At 61.5% G+C, this 12,321-nt stretch carries 13 protein-coding genes; 8 read left to right on the top strand and 5 right to left on the bottom strand.

The window, feature by feature from the left end; all coding sequences use genetic code 11:
* Positions 1 to 123: 123 nt before the first annotated feature.
* The 3 genes from J2Y86_RS14415 to J2Y86_RS14405 all read right to left on the bottom strand — a co-directional run bounded on the left by J2Y86_RS14415 (position 124) and on the right by J2Y86_RS14405 (position 3,069).
* Complete coding sequence (locus J2Y86_RS14415; RefSeq protein WP_253432514.1) at positions 124 to 765, bottom strand: oxidoreductase; 642 nt, start codon at positions 763 to 765, stop codon at positions 124 to 126.
* 27 nt (positions 766 to 792) lie between these two features.
* Complete coding sequence (locus J2Y86_RS14410; protein ID WP_253432511.1) at positions 793 to 2,511, bottom strand: C13 family peptidase; 1,719 nt, start codon at positions 2,509 to 2,511, stop codon at positions 793 to 795.
* Between the two features lie 102 nt (positions 2,512 to 2,613).
* The gene (locus J2Y86_RS14405; RefSeq protein ID WP_084319697.1) at positions 2,614 to 3,069 is read right to left on the bottom strand and encodes a MaoC family dehydratase; all 456 of its coding nucleotides are present in this window, start codon (positions 3,067 to 3,069) and stop codon (positions 2,614 to 2,616) included.
* A 183-nt stretch (positions 3,070 to 3,252) separates the two neighbouring features.
* Here J2Y86_RS14405 and J2Y86_RS14400 point away from each other — a divergent pair, with 183 nt between their 5' ends.
* From J2Y86_RS14400 to J2Y86_RS14390, 3 genes are read left to right on the top strand one after another with little or no spacing between them, the layout of a single operon-like run.
* Positions 3,253 to 3,615, top strand: coding sequence for a CidA/LrgA family protein (locus J2Y86_RS14400; protein ID WP_253432509.1), 363 nt, complete (start codon positions 3,253 to 3,255; stop codon positions 3,613 to 3,615).
* The gene (locus J2Y86_RS14395) at positions 3,612 to 4,328 is read left to right on the top strand and encodes an LrgB family protein (RefSeq protein ID WP_253432506.1); all 717 of its coding nucleotides are present in this window, start codon (positions 3,612 to 3,614) and stop codon (positions 4,326 to 4,328) included. The genes J2Y86_RS14400 and J2Y86_RS14395 overlap by 4 nt, the downstream gene beginning before the upstream one ends.
* A gap of 10 nt (positions 4,329 to 4,338) precedes the next feature.
* On the top strand, positions 4,339 to 4,929 hold the full coding sequence (locus J2Y86_RS14390; RefSeq protein WP_253432503.1) for an LON peptidase substrate-binding domain-containing protein: 591 nt from the start codon (positions 4,339 to 4,341) through the stop codon (positions 4,927 to 4,929).
* On the opposite strand, the gene J2Y86_RS14385 is transcribed toward J2Y86_RS14390, so the two are convergent.
* Positions 4,930 to 6,246 (bottom strand): bifunctional DedA family/phosphatase PAP2 family protein, encoded by a 1,317-nt coding sequence (locus J2Y86_RS14385; protein ID WP_253432500.1) that lies wholly within the window; start codon positions 6,244 to 6,246, stop codon positions 4,930 to 4,932.
* A 267-nt stretch (positions 6,247 to 6,513) separates the two neighbouring features.
* Positions 6,514 to 7,212 carry a DNA-3-methyladenine glycosylase gene (locus J2Y86_RS14380; RefSeq protein WP_253432497.1) on the bottom strand — a complete coding sequence of 233 codons (699 nt, stop codon included), beginning with the start codon at positions 7,210 to 7,212 and terminating at the stop codon, positions 6,514 to 6,516.
* Between the two features lie 189 nt (positions 7,213 to 7,401).
* Between J2Y86_RS14380 and J2Y86_RS14375 the strand changes: the two genes are divergently transcribed.
* The 5 genes from J2Y86_RS14375 to mrdA all read left to right on the top strand — a co-directional run bounded on the left by J2Y86_RS14375 (position 7,402) and on the right by mrdA (position 12,314).
* The gene (locus J2Y86_RS14375) at positions 7,402 to 8,673 is read left to right on the top strand and encodes a glutamate-5-semialdehyde dehydrogenase (protein ID WP_253432494.1); all 1,272 of its coding nucleotides are present in this window, start codon (positions 7,402 to 7,404) and stop codon (positions 8,671 to 8,673) included.
* Complete coding sequence (nadD, locus tag J2Y86_RS14370; RefSeq protein WP_301308743.1) at positions 8,642 to 9,364, top strand: nicotinate-nucleotide adenylyltransferase; 723 nt, start codon at positions 8,642 to 8,644, stop codon at positions 9,362 to 9,364. The genes J2Y86_RS14375 and nadD overlap by 32 nt, the downstream gene beginning before the upstream one ends.
* Positions 9,365 to 9,437: 73 nt before the next feature.
* Complete coding sequence (rsfS, locus tag J2Y86_RS14365; RefSeq protein WP_253432490.1) at positions 9,438 to 9,932, top strand: ribosome silencing factor; 495 nt, start codon at positions 9,438 to 9,440, stop codon at positions 9,930 to 9,932.
* A 9-nt stretch (positions 9,933 to 9,941) separates the two neighbouring features.
* A complete protein-coding gene (gene rlmH / locus J2Y86_RS14360) occupies positions 9,942 to 10,409 on the top strand; it encodes a 23S rRNA (pseudouridine(1915)-N(3))-methyltransferase RlmH (protein ID WP_007937439.1) in 468 nt (155 codons plus the stop codon).
* A 9-nt stretch (positions 10,410 to 10,418) separates the two neighbouring features.
* Positions 10,419 to 12,314: a penicillin-binding protein 2 gene (mrdA, locus tag J2Y86_RS14355; RefSeq protein WP_253432487.1), complete on the top strand. Its 1,896-nt coding sequence runs from the start codon at positions 10,419 to 10,421 to the stop codon at positions 12,312 to 12,314.
* Positions 12,315 to 12,321 lie beyond the last annotated feature (7 nt).

The following is a 12,321-nucleotide window of genomic DNA, read 5'->3' as shown; positions in this document are numbered from 1 at the left end:
GTCGTGGCCTTCGCCGGCAAGCCACACTCCCACAGGATTGAGGTCGTTCGCCAATGTTGGGGACGACACAAAACCTGTGGGAGCGGGTTTGCCCGCGAAGGCGTCCGCTCAGACAGCGAAGAATTATTTGCCTAACTTCCTTAGCTCATCCGACTCAACAATCCGCAACCCATCCTGCTCTTCCAGCGCCAGCCGCCACATCGCCCGGGCCAGCTGACAGGCTTCGATGCCGCGGTATTTGCCAGGAATCAAGCGGGACAACGGTCCGGCGAACTGTTCGGCCAGGCGCGGTTCGAGGCGCTCACCCAGTAACACCGAAGGTCGACAAATGGTCAGTTGCGGCCAGTTCTGCGCGCGCAATGCGTATTCCATTTCGCCTTTGACCCGGTTGTAGAAAATCGGGGACCTGCGATCGGCGCCCAGGGCGCTGATCACGATCAAGTGCCGCGCGCCCATTTCCCGCGCCCGTTTGGCGAAAGCCACCACCATGTCGAGATCGACCGCGCGAAACGCCTCTTCCGAGCCAGCCTGTTTGATCGTGGTGCCGAGACAGCAGTAGGCGATGTCGACGCGACCGTTCAGTTGCGGCAGGAACACCGCCGGGTCGCCGACCGGGTTTTCCAGATGAGGGTGCTCGGCGAGCGGCCGGCGTGAGGGCGCCAAAACCCGTGTGATCGTGGGCTCGTTGAGCAGGCGATCGAGCAGATGTTCACCGGTGAGACCGGTAGCTCCGGCAAGCAATACGTGCTGAGGCGTCAAGTACATAGTGTGTCTCCCTTGATACTGTTCAGCTTAGTTGCTCTTTGCATCCTTGTTGCTGATAGAGACACTTTGTAGCGCTTTTCGTGCCTGCTGTTTTCGCAACAGCTGCCAGTGGGAGAGAACGGTTTTCGGCGCCCAGATCTGCGGTTCAGAGGCTTCGAAGCCGTCTGCCAGTTCCCGCTCGGCCACTGTAGCCTTGGCCAGCTTGAAGGCTTGTTCCAGATCGTCGGTCTGGTTCAGGGCCTGGGCGAACAGCGCGTCGCCGAAGTAGGTGAAGTTGGCTTCTTCCGAGCACCCGAAGGACACGCGGTCGGCGCGCGAGGCCGTCATGACCAGCGTGCGTTCGTCCTTGAGGGCGGGGATGAAACCACCGGAGTAACAGGACGAAATCACGACAATCTTGTCGCGGTTCTTCAGCGGCGCGAGCACGGCAGCGAGTTCGTCGGCCGGCAGGTCGGACAGTTCCATGCGCGGCTGGTCGAGCACGAATTCGTGTTCGCTGGTGCCGTGGCTGGTCAGGTAGATGAAGATCAGGTCTTCCGGGCCGCTGCGTTCGGCCAGCGTCAGCGCGGCGCGGCGCAGGTTTTCCCGGGTGGCCATCGGCCGATCGACGAGGTGGTCGCGGTGGTTCACCAGGCGGATCTGGCCAAACGCGCCGAAGCGGCTGGTGAGCATGTTGCTGACGTAATCGGATTCGCGCAGGAACACGCTCTGTTTGCCGTCACCGCCGAGGGTCAGGGTGTACAGCTCGATCGCCGGGGTCGAGGCCGGCACATTGGCCAGTGCGTCTTCGAGCAAGCGGCCCTGGGCCAGTAAACCGAGTTCAAGGCTGTCGGGCAGCAGCTTGCCATCGGCATCGCGCACGCGCTGGCCATTGACCCAAGTGCCGCTCTGCACGGTGCCGTCGGTCAGCACCAGGGTGCCACGACCTTGATAGCTGTCGCCGTCAAACTGGCCGATGTAGAAGCTGCCGTCGGGCAGGTTCAGCCGGCCCTGACCGGTGAAGCGCCAGTCGCTGAACTGGCCGATGTAGTGGCTGCCGTCAGCGCCGATCAACTCGCCCTTGCCGTTCAGCGAGCCTTCCTTGAATTGGCCCAGCCAGACATCGCCGTCGGCATTTTCGTAGCGGCCTTTGCCGTGCAGTTGGTTGTTCTTGAAGCCGCCGACGTAGATATCGCCATCAGCGCTGTTGAACGTCCCGTTGCCTTCCAGCTGACCGTCCTTGAAATGTCCGGTGAACTGATTGCCGCTGGCGTCACCGCGCTGGCCTTCGCCGTTGGGTTTGCCATGGGCGAACTGGCCTTGATACGAACTGCCGTCGTCGAGTTCCAGACGGCCGAGCCCTGAATACTGATCGGCCTTGAATTCGCCGCGGTAGGTCATGCCGGATTCTTTGAGGGTGCCTTCGCCTTCGCGCCGGCCCGCCTTGAAGCCGCCGGTGTAGCTGCTGCCGCTGGTGGTCAGCGTGCCCTGCCCATCGAACAGTCCCAGGTTGAAATTGCCGCGATACACTTCGCCGTTGCTGCCGTGCCATTCGCCCTGGCCATGCCATTGGCCCTTGTCGAAACTGCCGGCGTACCAGCTGCCGTTCGGGTAATCGACGCGGCCCTGGCCTTGCAGCAATCCGTTGACCAGGTCACCGCGATAGCGTCCGCCGTCCGGCAGGCGGGCGTCGGGAGGCAGCAGCGATTCGCCGTCACCGCACGCGGTGAGCAAGAGGGTCAGTGCGAGAAGTGCAAGTAGGCGCATAGCGGGATCCGGGCAATTAGGCGACCGAGTATGCCGCAGCTCTATGACCTTAAATAGAGAGAGGTCGCGAAACAGCGTGAGCTGCTTCGCATCCGGGAGGGTTTACACGAAGCAGAGTGACAACGGCTCGGCGATATAGGCCGGTTTGTCCGAACCTTCGATCTCGAGCGTGGCGGTGGCTTTGAGCAGCCATTGGCCGGGTTTCTTCTCGGTGACTTCGTTCATGTCGACCTTGAGGCGAACCCTGGAATTGACCTTCACCGGCTGGATGAAACGAACGCTATCCAGGCCATAGTTGACGACCATCTTTGCCCCTTCAGGCAGGATCAGGATGTCTTCCATCAGTTTGGGGATCAGCGACAGCGACAGGAAACCGTGTGCAATGGTGCTGCCAAATGGCGTTTGCGCGGCTTTGACCGGATCGACGTGGATGAACTGATAGTCCCCTGTGGCTTCGGCGAACAGGTTGATGCGCTCCTGATCGATGGTAAGCCATTCGGAACGTCCAAGTTCCTTGCCGACATAATCTTTGAGCTCTGCAACGGGAACATAGGGCATTGAGACTCTCCTTGGGTTCATCGGTTTTATAGTTTTGAGGTGGGGGGATTTGACCTCCCGGATTACCACTTTAGATCAACATGGCAAATTGCTCCGGTCAACCGACCATGCTTTTGGCGAATGCCGGTCCATAGCGTTGTCATGCTTATAATGCCGGGCGCGAATTTGCAGGGGAGAGGACGGATGTTGTTACGTGGCCTGACCTGGCTGGTGTTGTTCCAATTGCTGGGCACAGCCATCAACCATTTGTTTTTGCCGGTACTGCCGGGGCCGATTATCGGCTTGCTGCTTCTGCTGGTGTACCTGATCTGTCGTGGCCAGGTGGGCGAACCGCTGAACCTGGCCGCCAGCAGCCTGCTGCGGTACTTGCCGTTGCTGCTGGTGCCACCGGCCGTTGGCGTGATGGTTTACGCCAAGGACATTGCCGCGGACTTCTGGGCCATTGTGGGGGCGCTGGTGTTGTCGCTGCTGTTGTCCATGGCCTTCGCCGGTGTGCTGATGCAGCGCATGGTCAAGCCTCACGCGCACCGCGAGGATCAGCCATGACCTTCGATTGGCAAGGTGCCTGGACGTCGGTGATTCATCATCCGTTGTTCGGCATCGGCATCACCCTCGGCGCTTATCAGCTGGTGCTGGCGGCGTTCGAGAAGACCCGCTGGATCTTTCTGCAACCGGTGCTGGTCTCCATGTTGCTGGTGATCGGCGTTTTGGTGGGCTGCGGCCTGACGTACGCCGAGTACCGCAAAAGCACCGAGATCCTCAGTATTTTGCTCGGCCCGGCCACCGTCGCGCTGGCCGTGCCGCTTTACCTCAATCTGCGGCGGATCCGGCAGTTGTTCTGGCCGATATTTACTACGCTGGTGATAGGCGGTGTGGTTGCCACCGGCATGGGCGTGTTGCTGGGCTGGTCGTTCGGTGCCGAGCACATGATCCTGATGACCATGGCACCGAAGTCAGTGACCTCGCCGATTGCCATGCTGGTGGCCGAGCAGATTGGTGGTGTCGCGGCGCTGGCGGCGGTGTTCGTATTGATTACCGGCGTGATCGGCGCGATCTTTGGGCCGAGCCTGCTGAACCGGCTCGGCGTCCACAGCCCCGAGGCGCGCGGCATGGCGCTGGGCATGACCGCCCATGCGGTCGGCACCGCGGTGGCCATGCAGGAAAGTGAAGAGTGCGGCGCCTTCGCGGCGCTGGCAATGAGTCTGATGGGCGTGGCCACGGCGGTGTTCCTGCCGTTGGCGGTGTCGATGGTGGTGTAAGGAAATGTCTATGAGCTTGCCGCTTTTCCCGCTGAACACGGTGCTGTTTCCTGGCTGCATCCTCGACTTGCAGATCTTCGAGGCGCGCTACCTGGACATGATCAGCCGCTGCATGAAACAGGGCGGTGGCTTCGGCGTGGTGTGCATTCTCGACGGAGAAGAGGTCGGCATCGCACCGGCGGGTTATGCGCTGGTCGGGTGTGAAGCGCTGATCACCGATTTCAAGCAGCAGGACAACGGTTTGCTGGGCATTCGGGTGCAGGGCGGAAGGCGTTTTCACGTGTTGCACACCGAGGTTCAGCGCGATCAGTTGACCGTCGCCGAGGTCGAGTGGCTGGAAGACGAGCCTGAGCAACCGCTACAGGAGGAGGACGCCGACCTGGTTGCATTGCTCAAGGCCCTGGCCGAACACCCGATGGTCGAAGCCTTGAACATGGGCACCGAGGCGACCGGGCAACAATCGCTGGCCAATCAGTTGGCCTACCTGCTGCCGTTCGCCGAAGTGGACAAGATCGACCTGCTGCAACTCGATGATCCGCAGCAGCGACTGGATGCGATCCAGGCGCTGCTGGATGAATTGCAGGGTGAGTTGTTTGCCTGATCAGTAGGCGTATCTCACCATCGCATGCGGCAAATGTCGCAACGCAAAGAACCCGAACAGCGCCACCAGTGCTGGCAATATCAGCCACCAGATCCTGGGTGGCATGGCGTTGAGCGGTGTCCGGCGCTGACTCAACCCCAGGCTCGCCGCACAGACGCACGCCGCCAGCATCGCGCCGGCCAGTACATCCGTGGGCCAGTGCGCGCCCAGATAGACGCGTGACAGCGCAATCGCCAGTGCCGGCAGGCAACCCAGCAGCAACCAGGTCAGGCGCATCCGCGGCGGTTGTCCGCGACCGGCCAGAACGGCGAGCGTCAGAAACAGCGCGAAGGAACCGGACGCGTGACCGCTGGGCATGCTGTAGCTCACCAGCGGATCGCTCAAGACTTCCGGGCGAACGCGAGCAAAAAACTGTTTGGTGAAAGTGTTGCCGAGTGCGGTGACGAGCAGGGTGCTGCCCGCGAAAATCGCCTGTCGCCATTGCCTGGCCACCAGCAGCAGGCCGGTCAGCAGGGCGCTGAACAGCAGCATGTTGCGGAACTCGCCGATCAGCGTGAAGGTGACGGCGACTTCATCGAGCGTCGGGCTGCGGTGTTCCTGCACCAGGGTCATCACGCCCTGATCGAGGGCGGTCAGGTGCGGGTAGCCGATAAACAGGCCGGCCAGGATCAGAAGGCTCATGCTGGCAATCAGTATCGTCGCTTTGCGATGCCGGCGCAGACTGCTGGTGACGCTCAAGCCCACCATCAGCGCGATGCTGCCGGCGACGATCCCGGCCTCTGGCCAGAAACCTTCCGGCAATGGCAAGCGAATCGCCGCGCCCGTGGCCCAGCCGGGCAACAGATAAGCCACGCTCCAGCCGGCGGCGGCCAGCAGGCTGACGGCGGCGAAGCGCGGGAAGGGCATGTCGAACATTCCGGCAACCATCGGCAGCATGGGGCGCAGCGGACCAATGAAGCGTCCGACCAGCAGGCTGGCGATGCCATAGCGCTGGAAGTACGCCTCGGCGCCGGCGATCCATTCCGGATGATGGCGTAGCCCGGGAAGGCGCCGGATATTCTGATGGAAATGTCGTCCGACGAAGTACGAAACAATGTCGCCCAGCACGCCGGCGACGAACCCCAGCAACAGTGTTTCGCTCAATGACAGCGCACCACTGCCCGCCAGCACCGCGACAGCAAACAGCAGCACCGTGCCAGGTACGATCAATCCGGCAATCGCCAGGCATTCCACGAAGGCCACAATGAATACGGCCGCGGCCAGCCACTGCGGATTTGCCGCCAGCCATCCGGTCACGCTATCGAGCCATGGGCCCATAAAAACAACTCCATTGAATTTCTATAATCGCCTTCAGGGCGAACAAACCTTCCAAAACACCACCGAAACCTGTGGGCGAGCCTGTGTGGCGAGGGGATTTAACCCCGTTCGGCTGCGAAGCAGTCGTAAATCAGGCAAATACGGCTTTTTCTGATACACCGTGATTTCAGATTTCAGGGCCGCTTCGCGACCCAACGGGGATAAATCCCCTCACCACACAAGCCCGCTCCCACAGGGATTGTGGATGCTTCAAATTCTTTAGATTGTTCATGTCAGCAAAAAATAATCGCGACCTTCGACCTGCCCCCGTCGCAGCGGGTTCCGCGTGCAATACGGCGCGTAAGCCGCGTCGATGAAGCGGTACATCAAGTGTTCGTCACGCCCATGGGGAATGCCCAGGCGCGTGGTTTGAATGATATGGCCAGGCGCCGGGCCGACATCTTCCACCAGCAGCACTTCATGGTCGAAGCGCTTGGCGTCCCAGACCGGCACCTTCAAACCCAGCGCCTTGCACAGCAGCGTTTGCCCGGCGCACAGTTTTTGCGAAGGGCGAGGGCGGCCCTGGGCGTCAGGATTGTTCAACAGCATCTGCGCCAGGCTGGCCGGCCCGCTCAACTCATCGACCCACGGATAAGCGGATTTGATCAACACCGCATTGCCCGGGCCCTGAGCGCTGAAATTCAGGGAATCACCGCCCCGGGCGTAATACATATAGATGTGGCCGCCATCCAGAAACAAAGCCTTACGCTTTTCTGTATAGCCGAGGGAGGCGTGGCTGCCTTTTTCTGCGCAGTAGTAGGCTTCGGTTTCGATGATCCGGGCGCTGAGCCAGAGGTCGCCGACCCGATGGCGGATGACTTTGCCCAGTAGATCCCGGGCCAGAACTTGGGCGTCGCGGTCGAAAAACGCGTCCGGAAGGCCCTTGGGCAGGCTCGCGGCGGACGCTCGAACAGTCAGGTTGGACATGATGAACGGCGTTTATCAGGGCTGATTGAGTCGTGATGATAACAATTTGCAGCTTAATCACGGCTGAACGTCGGCAAATTGCCCTCCATTTCGACCATCCGCCCGTCACCGCTGTTAGTCGGTGGACGCGACAGCTATAATCTGCCGCTTTACTCTTTACCAAGACCTTAGAAAAGACCACGCCAGACCATGACTGAGTCCGTTCTCGATTACATGACCCGCCTGGGTCGCGCTGCCCGCGCAGCGTCGCGCATCATCGGCCGTGCCAGCACCGCGCAGAAAAACCGCGCCTTGCAGGCGGCCGCCAATGCGCTGGACGCCTCGCGTGCCGAGCTGACGGCAGCCAATGAGCTGGATCTGGCCGCGGGTCGCGCCAATGGTCTTGAACCGGCATTGCTGGAACGCCTGGCGCTGACCCCGGAACGCATCGACGGCATGATCGTCGGTTTGCGTCAGGTTGCCGCGTTGCCGGACCCGGTCGGCGCCATTCGCGACATGAGTTTCCGTCCGTCGGGTATTCAGGTCGGCAAGATGCGCGTGCCGCTGGGCGTGATCGGGATCATTTACGAATCCCGGCCCAACGTGACCATCGATGCCGCCAGCCTGTGCCTGAAGTCGGGCAATGCGACCATCCTGCGTGGCGGTTCCGAAGCGATCAATTCCAACCGCGCCATCGCGGCCTGCATCCAGCAAGGGCTGGCCGAGGCCGATTTGCCGGCCGCCGTGGTTCAAGTGGTCGAAACCACCGACCGTGCCGCTGTGGGCGCGCTGATCACCATGCCTGAATACGTCGACGTCATCGTGCCCCGTGGCGGCCGTGGCCTGATCGAACGTGTCAGCCGTGACGCACGCGTTCCGGTCATCAAGCATCTGGACGGCATCTGCCACGTTTACGTCAGTGCCCACGCCGATCTGCCGAAAGCCCAGCGCATCGCCTTCAACGCCAAGACTTACCGTTATGGCATCTGCGGTGCGATGGAAACGCTGCTGGTGGATCAAACCGTTGCCAAAGATTTCCTGCCGTCGATGGCTGCACAGTTCCGCGAAAAAGGCGTTGAGCTGCGTGGTTGCGAACGCACCCGGGCGATCATCGATGCCGTTGCAGCGACTGAAGAAGACTGGAATACCGAATACCTGGCGCCGATCCTCTCGATCCGTGTGGTCGACGGGCTGGACCAGGCCATCGAGCACATTAACCAGTACGGCTCCCATCACACCGATTCGATTGTCAGCGAACACCAGGGCGACACCCGGCGTTTCGTGGCTGAAGTCGATTCGTCATCCGTGATGATCAATACGCCGACCTGCTTCGCTGATGGCTTCGAATACGGATTGGGTGCCGAGATTGGCATTTCTACTGATAAGCTGCACGCCCGTGGCCCGGTGGGTCTCGAAGGCCTGACCTGCGAGAAGTACATCGTGGTCGGTGATGGCCAGTTGCGCGGCCAGGCGTCGGTCTGACTTGGGCGACCTCAAACCGTCGGCCCCGGTAACCACCAGCGAACCTGCGCCTCGACGTATCGGCATGCTGGGCGGGACGTTCGACCCGGTGCACATCGGCCATTTGCGCGGTGCGCTGGAAGTCGCCGAATCGCTGGCGCTCGATGAGTTGCGACTGACGCCCAGTGCCAGGCCGCCGCATCGTGGCACGCCGCAGGTATCGGCGAAGGACCGTCTGGCGATGGTCGAGTGCGCGGTGGCCGGTGTGGCGCCGTTGGTGGTGGACGCCCGTGAATTGCAGCGGGACAAACCGTCCTACACCATCGATACCCTGGAACTGATGCGTGCCGAACTGGCCGCTGAAGACCAGGTTTTTCTACTTTTGGGCTGGGACGCATTTTGCGGCCTGCCCACTTGGCACCGCTGGGAAGAGTTGCTCCAGCATTGCCACATCCTGGTGCTGCAACGCCCGGATGCCGACAGCGAACCGCCGGATGCCTTGCGCAACCTGCTGGCAGCGCGCTCGGTGAGCGACCCGCTGGCCCTCAAAGGGCCGAGCGGACAGATTGCATTCGTCTGGCAGACGCCGCTCGCGGTATCCGCCACCCAGATCCGTCAACTGCTGGCCAGCGGTAAGTCGGTACGTTTCCTGGTGCCCGACGCGGTCCTGGCCTACATCGATGCGCACGGACTCTACCGTGCGCCGAACTGAATGGGAGTGCTTCAAGGCACGTGATTTCAACGTGTATTGAACCACCCGAACACATGAGCAAAACGAGTTTTATATGACTGACAAAGACGTAGCTAAAGTAAAGCGCAAAGGCACATTCAAGAGCGCCCCGCTGCCAGTGGAAGCACCAACCGGCCCTGAGCTGCGCGGCGAAGAACTGGTGAAGGTTGCCGTAGCGGCCCTGGAAGACGTCAAGGCCCAGGACATCCAGGTGATCGACGTTCGTGAAAAGCAGAGCATCACTGACTTCATGATCATCGCTACCGGTACGTCCAACCGCCAGATCGGCGCGATGCTGGACAAGGTCCGTGAAGCCGTCAAAGCCCAAGGCGTCAAGCCACTGGGTGAAGAAGGCAAGGGCGACAGCGACTGGGTGTTGCTGGATATGGACGACGTCATCGTGCACATGATGACTGCCTCGGCTCGCCAGTTCTATGACCTGGAACGCCTGTGGGCCGGTGCAGAGCAGAGCCGTTCGGCCAGCGCTGCGCACCACAGTCCGGAAAACACCCATGAGCACTTCACCAAGCTCAACAAAGACCAGCAGTAAGGGACCGCTGTGCGACTGCGACTGATCGCCGTCGGTTCACGCATGCCCAAATGGGTGGAAGAAGGCTGGCATGAATATGCCAAGCGTCTTCCGTCCGAGCTGGCGCTGGAACTGGTGGAAATACCGCTCAATACCCGTGGCAAGAACGCCGACGTGGCACGCTTCATCCGTCAGGAAGGCGAAGCCATGCTGGCCAAGGTCGGGCCGAACGAGCGCGTTGTGACCCTCGAAGTCCACGGCAAGCCCTGGAGCACCGAGCAGCTGGCGGTCGAACTCGATCGCTGGCGGCTTGACTCGCGCACGGTGAATTTCATGGTCGGCGGCCCCGAAGGGCTGGCGCCGGAAGTCTGTGCGCGGGCCGATCAGCGCTGGTCGTTGTCGCCGTTGACGTTGCCGCACCCGCTGGTGCGGATTCTGATCGGCGAACAGCTGTACCGTGCCTGGACAGTTCTGTCCGGCCACCCATACCACAAGTAGTTCTGCCTCATGTCCCAGCCGATCCGCATCAAGGACCACGAAAAAGACGCCCGTCTGGTGCGTGGCCGCGTCGTGTTCGGGGCAATAGCGGTGGTGGTGCTGATCGGCGTGCTGATCGCGCGCCTGTATTTCCTCCAGGTGATCCAGTACGAGTACCACTCGACCCTGTCGGAAAACAACCGCGTCCATGTGCAGCCGATTCCGCCAACGCGCGGACTGATCTTCGACCGTAATGGCGTGGTGGTGGCCGACAACCGGCCGAGCTTCAGCCTGAGCATGACCCGCGAGCGTTCCGGCGACTGGCAGCAAGTGCTCGATGTGATCGTCGAAGTGCTGGAGCTGACGCCCGAGGATCGGGTGATCTTCGAGAAACGCATGCGCCAGGGGCGTCGGCCATTCGAGCCGGTGCCGATTCTGTTCGAGCTGACCGAAGAGCAGATCGCCCGCATCGCCGTGAATCAGTTCCGTCTGCCGGGCGTGGAAGTGGTCGCGCAACTGGTGCGGCATTACCCGCAGGGCGCGCACTTTGCGCACTCGGTGGGTTACATGGGGCGGATCAACGAGAAAGAGCTGAAGTCTCTCGATCCGGTCAATTACAGCGGCACCCACCACATCGGCAAGACCGGCATCGAGCGTTTCTACGAGCCCGAGCTGCACGGCCAAGTGGGTTACGAAGAAGTCGAGACCAACGCTCGGGGCCGCGTATTGCGTGTACTCAAGCGTACCGATCCGATTCCTGGCAAGGACATCGTCCTGAGCCTGGACATCAAATTGCAGGAAGCCGCCGAAGCAGCGCTCGGCGGACGCCGTGGCGCGGTGGTGGCGCTGGACCCGAAAACCGGCGAAGTACTGGCAATGGTCAGTCAGCCGAGTTTCGACCCCAACCTGTTCGTCACCGGCATCAGTTTCAAAGCCTATTCCGAATTGCGCGACTCCATCGACCGGCCGCTGTTCAACCGCGTGCTGCGTGGTCTGTACCCGCCGGGTTCGACCATCAAGCCGGCGGTGGCGATTGCTGGTCTGGATTCGGGCGTGGTCACTGCGTCGACCCGGGTCTTCGACCCCGGTTACTACCAGCTGCCCAACTACGATCACAAGTACCGTAACTGGAACCGTACCGGTGACGGCTACGTCGACCTGGACACGGCGATCATGCGGTCCAACGACACCTACTTCTATGACCTGGCGCACAAGCTGGGGATCGATCGCTTGTCGGCCTACATGGGCAAGTTCGGGATTGGCCAAAAGGTCTCCCTGGACATGTTCGAAGAGTCGCCGGGGCTGATGCCGTCCCGGGAGTGGAAGCGCGCGACCCGTCGTCAGGCCTGGTTCCCGGGCGAAACGCTGATTCTCGGGATCGGCCAGGGCTACATGCAATCCACGCCGCTGCAACTGGCCCAGGCCACGGCGCTGGTGGCCAACAAGGGTGTATGGAACCGTCCGCACCTGGCGAAGACCGTCGAAGGCGAGCGGCCGAAAGATGACAATCCGATGCCGGACATCATCCTGCGCGACCCGTCCGACTGGACCCGGGTCAACCACGGCATGCAGCAAGTGATGCACGGCGCTCGGGGTACGGCGCGCAAGGCTTCGATCGGCGCGCAATACCGGATCGCCGGCAAAAGTGGTACGGCCCAGGTGGTCGCGATCAAGCAGGGTGAGAAGTACGACCGCTCCAAGGTTCAGGAACGCCACCGCGACCACGCCTTGTTCGTCGGCTTCGCGCCGGCCGACAACCCGCAAATCGTGGTGTCGGTGATGGTCGAGAACGGCGAGTCCGGTTCCGGCGTCGCCGCGCCGGTGGTGCGTCAGGTCATGGACGCCTGGCTCCTGGACCAGGAAGGTCGACTGAAAGCCGAATACGCCAGCCCTATCAGTGCGGAGGCTACGGCCCGTGAAGAGTAATTTCGAT

This window comes from Pseudomonas migulae (assembly GCF_024169315.1).
In the GTDB taxonomy this organism is placed as follows: domain Bacteria; phylum Pseudomonadota; class Gammaproteobacteria; order Pseudomonadales; family Pseudomonadaceae; genus Aquipseudomonas; species Aquipseudomonas migulae_B.
Note: the sequence above shows the minus strand (reverse complement) of the source record. Positions and strands in the feature narration are given on the sequence as shown.

What these genes read in the sequence shown, in the direction of transcription:
- J2Y86_RS14400 (WP_253432509.1), top strand. Translation starts at nt 3,253, where the DNA reads ATGTTGTTACGTGGCCTGACCTGGCTGGTGTTGTTCCAATTGCTGGGC.
- J2Y86_RS14415 (WP_253432514.1), bottom strand. Translation starts at nt 765, where the DNA reads ATGTACTTGACGCCTCAGCACGTATTGCTTGCCGGAGCTACCGGTCTC.
- J2Y86_RS14375 (WP_253432494.1), top strand. Translation starts at nt 7,402, where the DNA reads ATGACTGAGTCCGTTCTCGATTACATGACCCGCCTGGGTCGCGCTGCC.
- J2Y86_RS14380 (WP_253432497.1), bottom strand. Translation starts at nt 7,212, where the DNA reads ATGTCCAACCTGACTGTTCGAGCGTCCGCCGCGAGCCTGCCCAAGGGC.
- J2Y86_RS14385 (WP_253432500.1), bottom strand. Translation starts at nt 6,246, where the DNA reads ATGGGCCCATGGCTCGATAGCGTGACCGGATGGCTGGCGGCAAATCCG.
- J2Y86_RS14390 (WP_253432503.1), top strand. Translation starts at nt 4,339, where the DNA reads ATGAGCTTGCCGCTTTTCCCGCTGAACACGGTGCTGTTTCCTGGCTGC.
- rsfS (WP_253432490.1), top strand. Translation starts at nt 9,438, where the DNA reads ATGACTGACAAAGACGTAGCTAAAGTAAAGCGCAAAGGCACATTCAAG.
- J2Y86_RS14405 (WP_084319697.1), bottom strand. Translation starts at nt 3,069, where the DNA reads ATGCCCTATGTTCCCGTTGCAGAGCTCAAAGATTATGTCGGCAAGGAA.
- nadD (WP_301308743.1), top strand. Translation starts at nt 8,642, where the DNA reads ATGGCCAGTTGCGCGGCCAGGCGTCGGTCTGACTTGGGCGACCTCAAA.
- J2Y86_RS14395 (WP_253432506.1), top strand. Translation starts at nt 3,612, where the DNA reads ATGACCTTCGATTGGCAAGGTGCCTGGACGTCGGTGATTCATCATCCG.
- mrdA (WP_253432487.1), top strand. Translation starts at nt 10,419, where the DNA reads ATGTCCCAGCCGATCCGCATCAAGGACCACGAAAAAGACGCCCGTCTG.
- J2Y86_RS14410 (WP_253432511.1), bottom strand. Translation starts at nt 2,511, where the DNA reads ATGCGCCTACTTGCACTTCTCGCACTGACCCTCTTGCTCACCGCGTGC.